The organism is Serratia sp. Nf2 (assembly GCF_003028435.1).
Lineage (GTDB): Bacteria > Pseudomonadota > Gammaproteobacteria > Enterobacterales > Enterobacteriaceae > Serratia > Serratia marcescens_L.
In genome coordinates, this window is record NZ_PYTW01000004.1 from 1 (window position 1) to 15,973 (window position 15,973).

Here is a 15,973-nt window from a genome sequence, read left to right on the forward strand (position 1 = left end):
GTTGTGGTTGAGGTAGTCACGCCACAGGACTTCGGCGATGTCCGCCATGCCCATAGGGGCCCCCGGGTGGCCGGAATTTGCTTTTTGTACGGCGTCCATGCTGAGTGCGCGGATGGCGTTGGCAAGCTCTTTACGAGAGGACATGTTTTACTCCAGGTCGGATAAAAAAAGCAGTCAAGTTCCCTATTTTCTCAGACTCCACATCACAACGGCAATCCCTAATGCCAAATGAGAGCGAGTTCACCACTTATTAGCACGATTGGACGCTTTTTCGGAATAACACTATTCTCGCCTTGGCTGGCGTACACTAGGCTCTTGCGACAAGATTTCCTCAAAGCAAAATGACTCTTTTACCTTGTTACCTTCACAGGAAGATGGCGTTATGAAGATCCGTACCTCTTTGATTGCGTTGGGCATTGCCACCTTGGCAACCGGCTGTCAAAACCTGAATACCGAAACCTTGATGCAGTCCGGCGCGCAGGCGTTCCAGGCGGCGACCCTGAGCAACAACGACGTTAAGGCCCTGAGTGATAAATCCTGTGCCGAGATGGACAGCAAGGCACAAATCGCGCCGGCCGACAGCACCTACGCCAAGCGTCTCAACAAAATCGCCGCGGCGCTGGGCGACAACATCAACGGCACCCCGGCCAACTACAAGGTCTACGTGACCAAAGACGTCAACGCCTGGGCGATGGCCAACGGCTGCATTCGCGTCTACAGCGGCCTGATGGACATCATGAACGACAACGAAGTGGAAGGCGTGCTGGGCCACGAAATGGGCCACGTGGCGCTGGGCCACACCCGCAAGGCGATGCAGGTGGCTTACGGCACCGTGGCGCTGCGCACCGCGGCGTCCTCCGCCGGCGGCGTCATTGGCTCGCTGTCGCAGTCGCAGCTGGCGGACATCGGCGAGAAGCTGGTCAGCGCCCAGTTCTCACAGAAGCAGGAAAGCGAAGCGGATGATTACTCGTTCGATCTGCTGAAAAAGCGCGGCATCGATCCGAACGGCCTGGCCACCAGCTTCGAGAAGCTGGCCCAGATGGAAGCCGGCCGCCAGAGCAGCATGTTCGACGACCACCCTTCTTCCCAAGCGCGTGCGCAGCACATTCGCGATCGCATCGCGGCAGAGAAATAACCACGAAAACGCCCGGCAATCGCCGGGCGTTTTTTATCGTATTAATACAGCGTTTTCTGCGGCGGCCCGGCGAAAGTCAGCGGCCCGACCTGTTTCATGTCCACCTCGACCACCGACGGCCCCGGGTAGTTGATCGCCTCGGCCAGCACGCCGTTGAACTGCGACGCCGCGTCCACTTTCCAGGCTTTCAACCCCATCGCTTCGGCGACCTGGGTAAAGGCTGGCGTATGCAGCTCGTTGTAATACTGGCGCCCGGAGAAATACTTGTCCTGAATGCCGCGCATCACGCCATAACCGCCGTCGTTCATGATCAGCAGGGTGATATTCACCTGTTCCTGCGCCATGGTCGCCAACTCGCCCAGGCCCAGCGCCAGACCACCGTCGCCCACCAGCCCCACCACCTTGCGCTGCGGGTTGGCGATCGCGCTGCCGATGGCCATCGGCAGCCCCATACCGATGGCGCCCGCCAGCGAGTGAATGTTGCACAGCGGCGAGATCGCCCGGAACAGCCGGCTGCCCCAGACGCTGCCGGAAACGGTGATATCGCGTACCAACAGCCCGTCCTGCGGCAGCGCGGCGTCGATGGCGTCGTTGAGTTTGGCGTATTCGCCGGACTGCTGGCGCAGCACGCGCTCCGCCTGCTGCACCGCCCCCGCGATCTCGGCATCCCACTCGGCGTTGACCTTCTCGCCGGGGCTCAGCCGCGCCGCCAGCGCCGCGAGCAGCGCCGCACAGTCGCCGTTGATCTGCTCATCGGCCAGATAGTTGCGGTTGGCCGCCGCCGGATCGATGTCAATCTGCACCAGCGGGCGCGGCAGCTGCAGCGTCCAGGTACGGGTTTCATTACTGCGCAGGCGCGAACCAGCCACCAGCGTCAGGTCGCACTGCGTCAGGATCGCTTCGATGCTCGGTGAATTATGGAACGCCCGCAGGCTGCGCGGATGGCTGTCCGGCAGAATGCCGCGCCCGTGGGTGCTGGAGATCACCGCCACGCCGGCGTCCGCCAGCTTGCGCACCGCGTCGCCGCAGGCCAAGGCGCCGCCGCCCAACCACAGCAGCGGACGCTTGGCCTGTTTCAGCCGCTGATGCAGCCGTTCCACCGCCGCATCGTCCGCCTTCGGCAGCGGCGCCGGCGCCAACGGCTCGGTCAGCACCGAACGGGAAACCAGGCTGCTTTGAATATCGATCGGGATCTCGACCGCCACCGGGCCGCAGGGCACGGTTTGCGCATCCAGGATCGCCCGCTGGATCACCGCCACCGCCTGCTCCGGCGAATTGACCCGGTAAGCGCGCTTGGAGCAGGCGCGCAGGAAGCCGAGCTGATCGCGGGTTTCATGAATAAAACCGGCGTCGGCGTCCAGATAGGCTTTTTCCACCTGGCCGGTGATATGCAGCAGCGGCGTGTTGGCGTTGAGCGCCTCAATCATCGCCCCCACCGCGTTGCCGGCGCCGGCGCCGGTGCTGGTCAAGGCTACGCCCAGGCCGGAGAAACGCCCGTGTGCGTCGGCCATGGTGACCGCCCCCGCTTCGCCGCGCGCCGGCACGAAGCGAATTTTATCGCGCTGCCCCACCGCATCGGCGATCGGCAGATTATGAATCGAAATGATGCCGTACATCGCCGACACCGCGTACTGTTCCAGAGTCCGGGCTATCGCCTCGCCAACCGTGATTTTATCGCTCATCATCTGCCTTCTTAAGGTATTCGTTATTAGGGTTATGCGTAAAGGTGTCGGCCTAGTCGCTCCAGCGGTTCACCTGATGGCTCAGCGCCAGATACACGCTTTTTTGCTGCATGTAGGCCTTGATGCCGTTCAGGCCCTTTTCGCGACCCAGCCCGCTCTCCTTGAAACCGCCGAACGGCGTGGAAATCGAGAACGTTTTGTAGGTATTGACCCAGACGGTGCCGGTTTCCAGCCGCTCCGCCAGCGCCATCGTGCGAGGGAAGTCGCGGCTCCAGATGCCGGCCGCCAGGCCGTACACCGAGTCATTGGCCTGTTCGATCAGCTGTTGCTCGTCGTCAAACGGCAACGCCACCAGCACCGGGCCGAAGATCTCTTCCTGGCAAACGCGGGCGTCGTTGTTCAAGCCTTCAATAATGGTCGGCAGGTAATAGCTACCGCTCGCCAGTTGCGGATCGGCCGGCGCTTCGCCGCCGATGATCACTAGGCCGCCCTCCTGCCGCGCCAGCGCCACGTAGTCCGCCACGCTTTGCCGATGTTTGGCGCTGATCAGCGGGCCGAGATGCACGCCCGGCACCAGCGGGTTGCCGATGCGCAGCCCCGCCGTCAGTTCGGTCAAGCGCGCCAGCAGCGGCTGATACAGCGAACGATGCACGAACAGCCGCGAACCGGCGATGCACGCCTGGCCGGCGGAGCTGAAAATGCCGTAGCAGATGCCGCGCGCCGCCTGCTCCAGATCGGCGTCCTCCAGCACGATGGTCGGCGACTTACCGCCCAATTCCAGCGAAGTGGGGATCAGCTTGTCGGCGGCGATGTGCGCCAAATGGCGCCCGGTACTGGTCCCGCCGGTAAAGGAGATCTTTTTCACCAGCGGATGGCGCGCCAACGCCTCGCCGATCACCGAACCTTTGCCCGGCAACACGCTGAGCAGCCCGGCCGGCAGACCCGCCTGTTCGAACAGCTCGGCCAGCTTCAGCGCCATCAGCGGCGTGGCTTCGGCCGGTTTGAGCACCACCGCGTTGCCCGCCGCCAACGCCGGCGCCACCTTCTGCATTTCGCTGGCGATCGGCGAGTTCCACGGCGTAATGGCGGCGATCACACCCATCGGTTGATACTGGCTTAGCGTCATCACCTCGGCGCTGCGCGGGGTCGGCAGCTCGCCTTCCAACACCTCGCAGGCGGCCGCGAAGTAGCGCGCGGTCGCCGCCGCGCTGGCCACCAGCCCGCGGGTCTCCGCCAGCGGCTTACCGTTGTCGCGGGTCTGCAGCTCGGCCAGCTGTTCCTGCTGCGCCAGAATCAGGTTGCTGACGCGGTAAAGGATCGAGGCGCGTTGATGCGGCACCAACCCACGCCATTCCGGCGCGCGCCAGGCGCGCTCCGCCGCTTCCACCGCCTCGTTCACGTCCTCGACGTTAGCGGCACGCAGCCGCGCGTTGACGCTGCCGTCGGCCGGGAATACCGACGCCATCTCTTCGCCACGCCCTTCACGCCAGCGCCCGGCGACAAAAATATTCAATCGTTCCATGCTCCGCTCCTGCCGTTCAGGCAATAAAACCGCCGTCCACCAGACGGCGACAGGCTTGTACCGCGCTCAGCGCCGCCAGGGTTGATGTTTTGGGATTGCTCGCCAGCGGGGTGCCGCTCAGCTCGATGTGAAATTCGCCAAAGTCGCCGCACACCTGCAGACGATGGGTATTGCGCCGGGTGGCGGGATCGACCTGCAGACGTACCCGGGTGGCGTCCATCCCCAGGCCGTTGAGCGCAATGGTGGCCGCCACGTTGGCATTGGCCGGGAACAAACGCGCCGCTTCGCGCGCCGACCCTTCGAAAAATACCTGCGCTTCGCTCACCGCATCGAGGTCGATCAGCTGCTCCGCCGGGCTGCCGCGCCAGCTGGCCGGACTTTTGCTGGCCTGATAGGTCACGCTCTCCAGCCCGCCTTCGCGCGCCGACGCCAGCCCATCCATCCCCGCCACCGCACCGGACAACACGATCAGCTGCCCGTGATGGCGGCGGCAAACCTGCTGCAGCCGCTGTTGCAATGCGGCGTCCGCCAGCGCGCCGGTCGAGATCAGCGCCAGCGGCCAACCGCGCTGCAGCACCGCTTCGCCGAACTCCGCCACCGCCTGTTGGCTGGCGCACTCCAGCACCAGATCCGGCCGCTGCAAACACTGCTCGGGATGGGTCAGCGCCTGCACCCGCCCGCCAAAGGCCTCGGCGATCGCCGCATGATGAGCCACGCGCGCCAGGATCCAACCGACCTCCACGCCTTCCGGCAGACGGGCGATCACTTCCTTCGCCATCGCGCCGTAGCCAATCATCATGATCTTCTTCATCTTTATCGGCCCCTGCTACACATGGCGGTTAAAGCCGCCGGATACGTCCAGCGCCGCGCCGGTGGTAAAGGAAGCCAGCGGCGAAGCGAGGAACAGCAGCGCCTGCGCCGGCTCCTGCGGCTTGCCGAGGCGCTTCATTGGGATGCCGCGCCGTTCGGCGATCGCCGCCGTCCACTGCTCCCAGCTTTGATCTTTATCGCTGCGCTCGTCGAAACGGCGGCGCCACTGGCCCGACTCCACCATCCCCAGCAAGATCGAGTTAACGCGAATGCCTTTGCCCACCAGCTCTTTCGACAGCGTCAGCGTCATGTTGAGCAGCGCGGCGCGCGCCGCCGAGGTGGCGATCATGTGTTCTTCCGGCTGCAGCGCCAGCAGCGAGTTCACGCAAGTGATCGACGCGATCGTCGACCGTTCCAGCGCCGGTAAAAACGCCTGCACCGGGTTGATCACGCCGAACAGCTTCAGCTCGGCCTCATGCAGCCAGGCTTCGCGCGGCGTTTGGTCAAAATGGGCGACGAAGCCCTGACCGGCGTTGTTAATCAGCAGATCCACGCCGCCGAAATGCGCCGTCACCTGGTCAGCGAACTGCGCCACCTGCTGCGCGTCCAGTACGTCGCAGCGCAGCGCCAGGATCTCCGCCTGCGGAAACTCCGCGCGCAGGCTGGCTGCTGCGCCGGCGAGTTTGTCCGGATCGCGGCCGCAGAACGCCACCTTCGCCCCTTCGGCCAGCAGCAGCTTCAGGGTTTCGAAACCGATGCCCGACGAGCCGCCGGTCACCACCGCCACCCGATTCTCAAGCTGAAAATTCATCGTTGGATTGCTCCCGTAAAGTCCCGCAGATAGCGGTTGAAACACGCCGGCGCGTCGAGGTAGCTGGCATGGCCGGCGGCGGCGATCAAACGCAGCGTCGCGTCCTGCTCACGCGCCAGCTCGGCCGCCTTCTCCGGCGGCGTAATGCGATCCTGTTCACCGCACCACACTTCCAGCGGGCCGCGATAGCGCGCCAGATAGCGGCCGATATCGTCGTTGGCCAGCATCCAGGCGGCGCTCAGAAAACCGTCGGGATCGAGCTGCTGCATGCCGTTGCGCACCCAGGCGATATCCTGCGGATCCGCCCCTTCACGCAGCAAGGCCGCCGCCCGCTGCTCGCCGTAGCCCATCGGCCCCAGCGTCTCTATCATCTGTTGGCGCTGGCCATAGACCTGCCGACGTTTTTCCTCCGGCGCCGTGGCATAGCCCTGCGCCGGATCCGCCAACACCAATCCACATAACCCGTCCGGATAGCCGGCGGCATAGGCGCTGCCGATCAGCGCCCCCAGCGAATGGCCGACGATCAGCGGCTGCGCCAGCTGCAGCTCTTCAATCAGCGCCGCCAACGCCGCCGCATAACCGGCGGCATCGGCCTGAGGATCCGCCAACGGCAGGCTACCGCCGTAGCCCGGCGCGTCCCACGCCAACAGACGGTGGCCGTCCGTCAGGCCGCTATCGTTGAGCTGCTTGATCCACGAGGCCGATCCGGAGCTGATGCCGTGCAGCAACACCACCGGCCGCCCCTGCCCGGCCTCGCGCCAGCTCAGGGTGTACGCCCCGCAGCGCGCGCGCTGGCGTTGCGCCAGGCCGTTCATCAGTTGCGCTTCACTTTGGACAGCGGGTGATCCGCCGGGTAAGTCGGGATCTCCGGCTTGGCGGTGCCGAGCATCACGCACATCAGCGCCTCTTCCTCGCCGTGGTTGAACAGGCCGCGATACACCCCCGCCGGCACCGAGATCAGATCGCGCTCTTTCAGCCTGGTTTCGTAATACTCTTCGCCATCCTGGATCATCAGCGTGATGCTGCCTTTCAGCATGAAGAACACTTCTTCCACGTCGTCGTGCAGGTGCAACGGGCCCTCGCACTTCGACGGCAGCACCATGGTGGAGAAGGTGAAGTTGCCCGCCGGAATGGTGTTGGCGTCGCTGGCCACGCCGGTGGCGCCGGTACCGATGTAGCGCATCTGCGCGCGGCGGTATTTCGGGTCGAAATCGGCCTGAAATTTCAGCGCGTTCCAGTCGTATTTACGGCCTTCGAAACGCGCGATGCGCGACTCTACCCAATTTTCCATCGACAGATCCTGCGGCTTGACGCCGGCTTTGTTCTCAACCTGAGACATGTTGTCACTCCTCTGTTGAATCAAATGGTTATCCCCTTCGTCTTTCACGCTGTGGCGTTGTTGGCTGCATTCGTTCGCACCAGTCACTTACCGCAGTAAGCTCCTGGAGACTCCCGAACTTGCCGCCTAGCCACAGCATGAAATCCATTGGGCTTAGCAATTGTTAATTCAGTACTTTCTCAGTAACGGCAGCAGAATGAGGCAGCCGACGAAAGCCATCACCACCAGGAACAGCAGGCCGTTATCCATATTGCCGGTGGCGGCGATCAACGCCCCCATCAGCACCGGCGCCAGCGCGCCGGCAAAATTGCCCAACCCGTTGAAGATACCGCCGGCGGTAGCGCTGACCTTGCTGCTGGTCGCCTTCGCCAACAGCGCGAAAATATTCGGCGCACCGGCGCCCCACATAAAGGTGCTGAAGGCCATGGCAGCGATCACGCTGTAGGTGCCCTGCAGGTGCAGCACCACCGCCAGACCGAGGCCGGCACCGCATAGCGACAGGAAGCAGGCCAGCGCGCGCCGATCCAGCTTGTCCGACAGCCAGGCGCCCAGCACTTCGCCGAGCAGCATAGCGATGAACGGCAGCGAAGAGAGGTAACCGGCATGCTCCAGATGAATGCCTTTCCCCTTGATCAGGTAGCTCGGCAACCAGCCGTTCATGCCCCACAGGTAGGTCAGGAAGGCGATGTTGAACAGGCAGATCATCCAAAAGTGCGGGCTGCGCAATAGCTCTCGGCGATGCTGTTTGCGTTCGGACACCGCCGGCTTGGTCGCCGCCGCCGGACGCGCGACGTTCAGGTGGCGCATGCCGAACAGCACCAGCAACATCACCGGCAACGTCAGAAACGCCATAAAGAAGAAGGTGGCCTGCCAGTCGAAGGTATTGAGAATGTACAGGGTGACCGGGAAGCCAAGCGCGGCGCCCAGCGGCGTGCCGAGCAGCCACAGCATGGTGGCGCGCGCCTGCAGCTGCGGCGGGAAGGCCTGACGAATAATGGCGTAGGCCATCGGTAGCAGCGGCCCTTCGGCGATGCCGAGCAGAATGCGCAGCGTCATCATGGCGTGATAGGAACGCACCATCCCCATCAACACCATCAGCACGCCCCACACCACCATCATGCCAATCAGTACCTTGACCGGATTAAGCCGATCGCCGATGCCGCTGAGCAGCATCGAGGAAATGCCGTAGGAGAACAGAAACGCGCTCATCAGCAAGCCCAGCCGCGCCGGGTCAAAACCGATCCCTAACGCCTGCTGAAACTCACTATTGGAAAACAGCGCCGCGATGCTGATCTTGTCGAAAAACGCCAGCAACACGCAGGCAAACAGCGCGATCGGCACCGACCAGCGCACCCGCTGCTGCGGATTTTCGGCAACGGCTTCCCCCGCCCGTCCAGCGCGGGCGTCAATGTCTTGCGTAGTCATAAAACGCTCCCGAGGTTCGGGCGTTATTTCAACGCCATCAAAGAAAACTCCGCATCCGCCAGCTGCTGCGGATCCAGCACCCGGCCGCTCGCCAGCCAACGCTTGCCGAGCTTAATGGTGCGCGCGTCGTTGAACGCCACCATCTGCACCAGCTGCCGGTCGGCGTTCAGCGTGAAGAACACCTGCGACTGCGGCGTGCGGCGCACCACATGGTGCACGCCGCCGCTCGGCACACCGAGGATCTGGATATTGGCGTCGTATTGATCCGACCAAAGCCAGGCCACGTCGTCATACGGGGCGGCGAAGGCGTCGAGCATCGCGCAGGCGGTGCTAATGGCCTGATTTTGCGCGTAGGCCCAAGACTGCAGGCACAGGCCAAGCGTCGGGTGGCGCGCCACGTCGCCGGCGGCGAAGATCGCCGGATGGCTGGTGCGCCCCTGGCCGTCGACCACGATGCCGGACTCGATCGCCAGCCCGGCGCTGCGCGCCAGTTCGAGATTCAGCTCGACGCCGATCCCCACCACCACCAGATCGAAGGCCTGCGGATCGCTGACTTCGCTGCCGATCCAGGCGGCGCCGTCGCGATCTTCCAGCGAGATCTCGCCGCAGCCGCACAGCACCGTGACGCCCTGCCGGCGATGCAGTTCGAGCAACGCTTGTGAGACGTCGGCGCCGACGCTGCGCATGCACAGCGCAGGCTGGCGTTCAAACACCGTCACCTCGGCGCCGAGACGGCGCGCGGAAGCGGCGATCTCCAGCCCGATCCAACCGCCGCCGACGATCGCCAGGCGACGGCAGCCCTGCAGGCCCTGCCGCAACCGGGCCGCATCGTCCCAGGAACGCAGCGTCATCACGCGCGGGTGCTGCGCCCAGGCGGCGCTCGGCACACGCGGCCGCCCGCCGGTGGCGATCAGCAACTGCTCGAACTGCAGCCGTTGCCCGTCGCTGAGCGTGACGATTTGCTGTTCTGCATCGATGGACTCGGCGCGCAGCGGGCGACGCCAGTCGATATTCAGCTCCGCCACCGCCTGTTCGCTGAACAGCCGGCTGAGGGGAGCCGCGGCATCCAGCAGCGCCGCTTTCGACAGCGGCGGCCGCTCGTAAAAATCGTAAGGTTCGTCGCTGACAACCGTCAGCCGGCCGCTGTAACCGCGGTCGCGCAGCGTCTTGGCCGCCCAGCCGCCGGCCTGACCGCCGCCGACGATGACGATGCCCGCGTGTTCCGGCCGGTTCATAACGCCGCCGCCTTTTTATGCTGGCGGCGCGTGTCGTGATCGATGCCGCCCTCTACTGCCCATTCGGTGAAGGACACCAGCGAATGCTCCAGCTCGCGCGGCTGCCAGTTTTCCGTCAGATAATCGTCGTTGGTGTAGTACTCGAACGCACCGCCGGTCGGGCTGTTGACGTACCAGAAATAGGCCGAAGAGATCGGGTGGCGGCCGGGGCCGATAAAGGTGCTCCACTTCTCCTTGTTCATGGCGATGCCGCCGCCGATCACTTCGTGGATATCGCGCACGGTGAACGCCACGTGGTTCAGGCCCCGTGGGCGGTTCGGCAGCTTCAGCAGGAACAGGTTATGGTGGCCACCGCGCGCCTGGGTACGCAGGAAGACGGCGCGATCGATATAGCGATCGGAAACCTGGAAATCCAACAGCTCGCGATAGAAACGCTCGGTCGCCGCCAGATCCTCAACGAAGAACACCACGTGGCCGATGTTGATCGGCTGCGCCTGCGAATAGACTGGGCTGGGTTGATCGATGCGGCGCACGTCGCCCCATTGGTTGATCGGCGTGACCGGCACCTCGACCGCCTGCTGGCGGCTGACGACGAAGCGCAGCGTCATGCCGTTGGGATCGAGGCATTCCAGCTCTTCCCCCACCTGACGGAAGCCGGGCATCAACGCCAAACGCGGCTGCAGGCGTGCCAGATCGGCGGGCGAGGCCACACCCCAGGTCATGCGGCGCAGGGTAGAACCGCCCTCAAACGCCGCAGGCAGCGCCGCGCTTTGCAACGGATGCAGGACGATCCGCGCCCCGCTCAGGGTAGTGAATTCGCGCTGCGGTTCGCCCCAATGTTGCGTGGCGGGTTGCAGGCCGAAGTCTTGCATGAATTTTTCACAGGTTGGCAGATCTTCGACGCCAAATTCCAGTTTTTCGATTCCGATTACGCTCATTGTTCAGCCTCACGTTCTCGCTGCATACGGTTTTCAGGCATGAGTGAACCCCGGCCCCTGTTTGCTACGGGCCTTATCCCTGCCTGAGTAAAAGAGTCGGTCCTGTCGGTTAGCCGACGTTGGCCTGCGGCGGCGCGCCGAGGAAGCCGGAAATTTTCTCCGCCGCGTCGCGCACTTCCATGCGCAGCCGCTCGCGATCCGCTTTCGGGATCTCATCGGACGGCACCATGATGCTGACGACCGCCTCGACCCGCTGCTCGCGGTTGAAGATCGGGTAGACGATCGAGGAGATGCCGTGGCGGAAGAACGATTCGCCGATCACATAGCCGCGCGCTTTGTCTTGCTGCACCATCTGCCACAGCGTTTCGCGATCCGCCGGGGTGCCCGGCGCATTGCCCGGCAGCTGCGCGTCCGGATAAAGTTGTTCGAACTCGCTGCGGGTGGCGCTGGTCAACAGCATGCGCCCAAGCGAGGTTTGGTGTACCGGCAAGCGGGTGCCGACGCTGACCTGATTGATCTGCGAACCGGCGGCGCTGACGCGGGCAATGTAGATCACGTCGCGCCCGTCGCGGATCGCCAGATGGCTGCTGCACTGGCTGCGATCGCGCAGCTGCTCGATCACCGGCTGACCGGCCTGCGCCACGTCCAGCGACGCGATGTATTCGAAGCCAAGGCGCAGCACCTTGATGCCGAGCGCAAAGGTGTTGGTGCGCGGATTGCGCTCCAGGAAGCCCAGGTGCTCGAGCGTCTGCACCACGCGGTAAGCAGTGGCCTTCGGCATGTTGACCAGACGATGCAACTCGGCGAAGGTCATTTCCTTATGCTGCTCGCCAAACGCCAGCAGCAACTGCAACCCGCGATCCAGTCCCGGGATCAGATATTTACATGCTTGCTCGTCCGCCATGTTTCGCTCCTGCGCTGTGCGCCTGCCCTACGGGCCGTCAATTGAATACGAAGCCGCCGTTGACCGGCAGCAGTTGGCCGGTGACGAAATCCGCCAGCGGCGACAGCAGATAAAGCACCGTACCGTTCACATCGTCCGGGTGCTGCGCCCCGGCCAGCGCGCGCCCCTGCTCGTACAGCTGATGACGCTCGGCGGGGACATACTCGGTAGCCTCCACCCGCGTCAGGCCCGGCGCAATGGCGTTGACGCAGATGCCCTGCGGGCCCAGCTCGCGCGCCATCGATCTCGTCATCGCGATCAGCGCGCCTTTGCTGGCGACATAGGCCATCAGGCGCGGCGCCCCCCACAGCGCGGTGTCCGACGCCACATTGACGATCTTGGCGTGCGGGTTGCGCGCCAGCAGCGGCACCGCCGCCTGGCTCACCAGCCAGGTGCCGCGCACGTTGACCTGCATCACCCGATCCCACAGATCGATATCGTATTCCATCATGGTTTTGCCGCCGACGCCGGTCGCCAGCGCCGCGTTGTTCACCAGGCCGTCGATCCCGCCGCCTGCGGCGATCTTCTCGAACGCCGAACGGATCGAATCCGGTGACGCCAGATCGATCGTCTGCGTTTCCACCTGAGCGCCCTGCTCACGCAGCGCGGCGCCGCCCGCCATCAGCTCATCCGCCAAAATGTCGCACATCACCACCTGCGCGCCGGCCGCGGCGATGGCGGCGGCGAAGCTGTAGCCCAGGCCGCGCGCCGCGCCGGTGACAACAATGCGTTTACCGTTCAGCAGGCCGTTCACTGCGCCGCCTCGCGCTCGCGCAACGTCGCCAGCTGTTTCTGCGCTTCTTTCTGCATCATGCGGCGCAGGCGAGAAAGACCGACGTCGTGCTGATACAGATATTCGTGGCCGCGGGCATTAGGCGCCATGTTCTCAAGCACGATGCGATCCTGCTCAAGCACGTCCCAATGCAGCGACTCCAGGCGGTTGCGGTACATGAAGCGCCACATGTCGCGCTGCCAGTCTTTGACCTTACGGATGCGCCAGAAGAATACCCGGCAGTGATCCTTGTCTTCCGGCACCACCATGCCGATGATCCAGAAGTGACCACCCGGCCCGAAGCGCTTCTTGTACGGGATCGACAGGCGCATCCAATAGGCGCCGCTGCTGCCGAACTCCACCCAGTCGAAGTTGACGCCGATCTGGCCGTTCTTCTTGAAGATAAACCCGCTGTCGGTCGGCTCCAGCCCCATATCCGCCTTGCGATCCCCTTCCGCCATCGAGTGCGAGGAAGAGTGCAGGTAGGTGCCGTGCATCGGATCCATCACGTTTTCCAACGCGTACTGGTAGTTGCAGTCCCAGCTGGCGGTACACAGGAAGTTGCTGTAAGCGGCTTCGTCCGCCAGCTCTTGCGGGAAAGTCAGCTCCGCCGGCGCTTCATCCGCCGTCACGCCGAAATAGAGGAACACCGCGCCATAGGCTTCTTTGGCCGGGTAAGAACGCAGGCATTTTTGGCCCACCAGCGGGCAGCGATCCACCGCCGGCACGTCTTTCACCGTCCCGTCGCCGCCAACCTCCACCCCGTGGTACCAGCAGGCGATGCGATCGCCGAGATTCCACCCCATGGAAAGCCGCGCGCCGCGGTGCGGGCAGCGGTCTTCCAGCGCGTGGATCTGGCCTTCACCGTCACGCCACACCACGATTTGCTGTTCCAGACGGGTGATACCGACCGGGTTGTTGCCTACTTCCCAGCTGGCCAGCACCGGATACCACATGCCGCGCAACCCCTGGTCAAGATAGTCCTGCAAGCTGTGTGCAGAGGATGATGTTGTGTTTACTGTCATTGTCTTCTCCCGGATGCGGCTCAAAAACCGTTAACGTGAAGGAACTCGCGGAACGTCGTCTCATTCCACGGCTGGCCGCTGCGATCGAACAGACGGCGCTCGTTCAACGCGCTGACGATCTGATCCAGCTCTTCCGCCCCCTGCTCGAAGATGGCTTCCAGCGCCGCCACCAGGGCGGTTTCGAAACCGTCCGGCACCCGAGCGCGGGTTTGCCAGATCACGTTGCGAAATTGGCCCGGCTGGTGGATTTGGCCGTTGCCGCCTTCACGGGCCGGCGTCACCTGTTGGGTGTCCGGCAGCCAGGGATTGAAATCGGTGATGTGCTGCATGATTACTCCTCCGGGATAAAGGTGATCTGGATTTGGTTGTCGACCACCCGGGTGGGATAGGTTTGCAGATCGCGGCCGCCCGGCTCGCGCAGGCACTGGCCGGTGCGCACGTCAAACAACGCTTCATGCAACGGGCACTCAACCTTGCCGTCGTCTACAAACCCCTGGCTGAGCAAGGCATAAGCATGCGGGCAAACGTCTTCCAACGCGTAGTAGTTACCGTCGAGCAGGTACACCCCGATCTCTTTTCCTTCCACTTTGCCGGAAAAAGGAAAATCTTCTTTCACCTGAGACACTTCGCACACATTCTTCCAGCTCATTGCTTTTGTCCTCTATCTGATTGTTTCATATATGAAACTCAGTTTCTTATTTAATACAGTCACTATAAGTCTGGCGAAACTTTCGTCAAGCGAGCGGAACGGCAAATGTTAATGAAAAGTTGTTTAAAAATGACAAATGCGGGAAGGATCACGAAATCATGCACCGATATGAAAAACCTATGTCAGTTGTGCGCCCTATCACTAATTTATGGCAAAAAATGCGTTGATTCCGACGATGCATTGCGCGTAAAAGTGTTTTCTCACTGTCTTTCACACCCTATTTGATAACAATAAATTTACATCAATCGACCTTATCCCCCGCGTTTGTGCTAAATGGCATCCTCGGGTGAATTTACTGCTGCCTGAATTCGTCAACCGCTCGCACTGAGGAATGCACCGTGCAACAACGTCAACGCTGGTTTGGGGTGATCGCCCTGCTGTTTCTGATCGTTATCGCCTATGCGGATCGGGTCAATATCGCCGTGATGTTGGTCAATCCCGACTTCCTGCAACACTTCCAACTCGGCGGCGACCGCGCTCACCAGGGCACGCTGATGACGGTGTTTTTGCTCGGCTACGGCCTGTCCGCCATGTTGCTGACGCCGTTTCTGGAAACGCTGATGGGTTACCGCCGCGCGCTGACGCTGAGCGTGGTGCTGTGGGCGCTGCTCACCGCCGCCTCGCCGCTGGCGGGATCGCTGATGCTACTGTGCGTGGTGCGCGCGCTGCTTGGCGTCAGCGAAGGGCCGCTGTTCTCGCTGAAGACCATGTACATCGGCGATCATTTCTCCGCCGACGAGCGCGGCAAGCCCAACGCGGTCAGCACGCTGGGCGTTTCGTTGGGGCTGGTGCTCGGCTTTCCGCTGGTGAGTTTTCTGATGGCGCACTTCGGCTGGGCGATGTCGTTTCACCTGCTGGCGCTTCTCAACCTGCTGCTGGGGTTGGCGCTGGTGCGGCTGTTCGTTCATCCCCTTGCTCTGTCTTCATCCTCGCGCCCAGCCGATCCGCAACCGGTGCTGAGCCGCGTCTGGCACACCTTTGCGCTGGCCTGGCGCACGCCGATGCTCGGCTGGATCCTGCTGATCGAGATCGCCACGCTCAGCTATCTGTGGGGCTCCAGCGCCTGGCTGCCGGCGTATCTGACCGATGAAAAGGGATTCTCCATCAAGCAGATGGGCTGGATGGCCGCGCTGCCTTTCATCGTCAGCATCGCCTCCAAATACCTCGGCGGCGTGTTGCTCGATCGTATCCGCCCTTATCAGGCGCCGCTCATCTTCGTCTGCGGCGGTTCAGCGACCGCGCTGTGCATCTATGGCGTGATGAACAGCCATCAGCTTGGCTGGATCGCCTTCTTCCTGCTGGCGGCCAATGCCTGTTGGGGCGCGCAGGGCGCAGCGATACCCACTCTACTGCAACATTATGCGCGGCCGGAGGCGGTCGGCAGCGCCTATGGGCTGATCAACGGCATCGGCAATCTATTCTCGGCGTTTGTGCCAATGGCGATGGGCATGGTGATGGCCAGCCAGGGCAAGGTGTCTTCAGGCTTTGCGGTGCTGATCGCCTCGCAGTTGCTGACGCTGCTGGCGGGCGGCGCACTGTTTGGCCGCATGTTGCTGGCGCGGCAGGTGAAGCGGGCATAAACCCGTTTTCCTGTCCTGTTCGGCGGAAAACCGACAGCGTTGAGAGG

Annotated in this window: 17 protein-coding genes; 2 read left to right on the top strand and 15 right to left on the bottom strand. The window is 63.1% G+C overall.

Annotated elements, in window-relative coordinates; translation table 11 throughout:
* On the bottom strand, window positions 1-144 hold a 144-nt coding region (locus tag C9411_RS10275; protein WP_146158877.1), incomplete at its 3' end, for a hypothetical protein.
* Window positions 145-382: 238 nt separating this feature from the next.
* Between C9411_RS10275 and C9411_RS10280 the strand changes: the two genes are divergently transcribed.
* Complete coding sequence (locus C9411_RS10280) at window positions 383-1,135, top strand: M48 family metallopeptidase (RefSeq protein WP_004937650.1); 753 nt, start codon at window positions 383-385, stop codon at window positions 1,133-1,135.
* A 41-nt stretch (window positions 1,136-1,176) separates the two neighbouring features.
* On the opposite strand, the gene C9411_RS10285 is transcribed toward C9411_RS10280, so the two are convergent.
* From C9411_RS10285 to C9411_RS10350, 14 genes are all read right to left on the bottom strand, one after another.
* Window positions 1,177-2,817 carry a thiamine pyrophosphate-binding protein gene (locus C9411_RS10285; protein WP_107227007.1) on the bottom strand — a complete coding sequence of 547 codons (1,641 nt, stop codon included), beginning with the start codon at window positions 2,815-2,817 and terminating at the stop codon, window positions 1,177-1,179.
* Window positions 2,818-2,869: 52 nt separating this feature from the next.
* Window positions 2,870-4,339, bottom strand: a complete 1,470-nt coding sequence (locus tag C9411_RS10290; RefSeq protein WP_107227008.1) for an aldehyde dehydrogenase — start codon at window positions 4,337-4,339, stop codon at window positions 2,870-2,872.
* A gap of 16 nt (window positions 4,340-4,355) precedes the next feature.
* Window positions 4,356-5,150 carry an aspartate dehydrogenase gene (locus tag C9411_RS10295; protein WP_107227009.1) on the bottom strand — a complete coding sequence of 265 codons (795 nt, stop codon included), beginning with the start codon at window positions 5,148-5,150 and terminating at the stop codon, window positions 4,356-4,358.
* Between the two features lie 15 nt (window positions 5,151-5,165).
* Window positions 5,166-5,960, bottom strand: a complete 795-nt coding sequence (locus tag C9411_RS10300; RefSeq protein WP_047570596.1) for an SDR family oxidoreductase — start codon at window positions 5,958-5,960, stop codon at window positions 5,166-5,168.
* Entirely contained in the window at window positions 5,957-6,775 is an 819-nt protein-coding gene (locus C9411_RS10305; protein ID WP_107227010.1) for an alpha/beta fold hydrolase, read from the bottom strand. The genes C9411_RS10300 and C9411_RS10305 overlap by 4 nt, the downstream gene beginning before the upstream one ends.
* The gene (locus tag C9411_RS10310; RefSeq protein ID WP_004937634.1) at window positions 6,775-7,299 is read right to left on the bottom strand and encodes a cupin domain-containing protein; all 525 of its coding nucleotides are present in this window, start codon (window positions 7,297-7,299) and stop codon (window positions 6,775-6,777) included. The genes C9411_RS10305 and C9411_RS10310 overlap by 1 nt, the downstream gene beginning before the upstream one ends.
* Window positions 7,300-7,467: 168 nt before the next feature.
* On the bottom strand, window positions 7,468-8,724 hold the full coding sequence (locus C9411_RS10315) for an MFS transporter (RefSeq protein ID WP_107227011.1): 1,257 nt from the start codon (window positions 8,722-8,724) through the stop codon (window positions 7,468-7,470).
* A 23-nt stretch (window positions 8,725-8,747) separates the two neighbouring features.
* The gene (locus C9411_RS10320; protein ID WP_063988743.1) at window positions 8,748-9,959 is read right to left on the bottom strand and encodes an NAD(P)/FAD-dependent oxidoreductase; all 1,212 of its coding nucleotides are present in this window, start codon (window positions 9,957-9,959) and stop codon (window positions 8,748-8,750) included.
* Window positions 9,956-10,897, bottom strand: a complete 942-nt coding sequence (locus C9411_RS10325) for a VOC family protein (protein WP_107227012.1) — start codon at window positions 10,895-10,897, stop codon at window positions 9,956-9,958. Before C9411_RS10325 ends, C9411_RS10320 begins: the two co-directional genes overlap by 4 nt.
* A 109-nt stretch (window positions 10,898-11,006) precedes the next feature.
* Window positions 11,007-11,801, bottom strand: coding sequence for an IclR family transcriptional regulator (locus C9411_RS10330; protein ID WP_063988742.1), 795 nt, complete (start codon window positions 11,799-11,801; stop codon window positions 11,007-11,009).
* A gap of 37 nt (window positions 11,802-11,838) precedes the next feature.
* Window positions 11,839-12,594 (bottom strand): SDR family oxidoreductase, encoded by a 756-nt coding sequence (locus C9411_RS10335; protein ID WP_063988741.1) that lies wholly within the window; start codon window positions 12,592-12,594, stop codon window positions 11,839-11,841.
* The gene (locus C9411_RS10340; RefSeq protein ID WP_063988740.1) at window positions 12,591-13,637 is read right to left on the bottom strand and encodes an aromatic ring-hydroxylating dioxygenase subunit alpha; all 1,047 of its coding nucleotides are present in this window, start codon (window positions 13,635-13,637) and stop codon (window positions 12,591-12,593) included. The genes C9411_RS10335 and C9411_RS10340 overlap by 4 nt, the downstream gene beginning before the upstream one ends.
* 20 nt (window positions 13,638-13,657) lie before the next feature.
* Entirely contained in the window at window positions 13,658-13,966 is a 309-nt protein-coding gene (locus C9411_RS10345; protein ID WP_063988739.1) for a recombinase-like helix-turn-helix domain-containing protein, read from the bottom strand.
* Window positions 13,967-13,968: 2 nt separating this feature from the next.
* On the bottom strand, window positions 13,969-14,286 hold the full coding sequence (locus C9411_RS10350; RefSeq protein ID WP_063988738.1) for a non-heme iron oxygenase ferredoxin subunit: 318 nt from the start codon (window positions 14,284-14,286) through the stop codon (window positions 13,969-13,971).
* A 398-nt stretch (window positions 14,287-14,684) separates the two neighbouring features.
* Between C9411_RS10350 and C9411_RS10355 the strand changes: the two genes are divergently transcribed.
* The gene (locus C9411_RS10355) at window positions 14,685-15,926 is read left to right on the top strand and encodes an MFS transporter (protein ID WP_107227013.1); all 1,242 of its coding nucleotides are present in this window, start codon (window positions 14,685-14,687) and stop codon (window positions 15,924-15,926) included.
* Window positions 15,927-15,973: the final 47 nt, after the last annotated feature.

Bases quoted from the DNA above. Each gene is read 5' to 3' on its own strand.
- C9411_RS10280 (WP_004937650.1), top strand. From the start codon at position 383: ATGAAGATCCGTACCTCTTTGATTGCGTTGGGCATTGCCACCTTGGCA.
- C9411_RS10285 (WP_107227007.1), bottom strand. From the start codon at position 2,817: ATGAGCGATAAAATCACGGTTGGCGAGGCGATAGCCCGGACTCTGGAA.
- C9411_RS10290 (WP_107227008.1), bottom strand. From the start codon at position 4,339: ATGGAACGATTGAATATTTTTGTCGCCGGGCGCTGGCGTGAAGGGCGT.
- C9411_RS10295 (WP_107227009.1), bottom strand. From the start codon at position 5,150: ATGAAGAAGATCATGATGATTGGCTACGGCGCGATGGCGAAGGAAGTG.
- C9411_RS10300 (WP_047570596.1), bottom strand. From the start codon at position 5,960: ATGAATTTTCAGCTTGAGAATCGGGTGGCGGTGGTGACCGGCGGCTCG.
- C9411_RS10305 (WP_107227010.1), bottom strand. From the start codon at position 6,775: ATGAACGGCCTGGCGCAACGCCAGCGCGCGCGCTGCGGGGCGTACACC.
- C9411_RS10310 (WP_004937634.1), bottom strand. From the start codon at position 7,299: ATGTCTCAGGTTGAGAACAAAGCCGGCGTCAAGCCGCAGGATCTGTCG.
- C9411_RS10315 (WP_107227011.1), bottom strand. From the start codon at position 8,724: ATGACTACGCAAGACATTGACGCCCGCGCTGGACGGGCGGGGGAAGCC.
- C9411_RS10320 (WP_063988743.1), bottom strand. From the start codon at position 9,959: ATGAACCGGCCGGAACACGCGGGCATCGTCATCGTCGGCGGCGGTCAG.
- C9411_RS10325 (WP_107227012.1), bottom strand. From the start codon at position 10,897: ATGAGCGTAATCGGAATCGAAAAACTGGAATTTGGCGTCGAAGATCTG.
- C9411_RS10330 (WP_063988742.1), bottom strand. From the start codon at position 11,801: ATGGCGGACGAGCAAGCATGTAAATATCTGATCCCGGGACTGGATCGC.
- C9411_RS10340 (WP_063988740.1), bottom strand. From the start codon at position 13,637: ATGACAGTAAACACAACATCATCCTCTGCACACAGCTTGCAGGACTAT.
- C9411_RS10345 (WP_063988739.1), bottom strand. From the start codon at position 13,966: ATGCAGCACATCACCGATTTCAATCCCTGGCTGCCGGACACCCAACAG.
- C9411_RS10350 (WP_063988738.1), bottom strand. From the start codon at position 14,286: ATGAGCTGGAAGAATGTGTGCGAAGTGTCTCAGGTGAAAGAAGATTTT.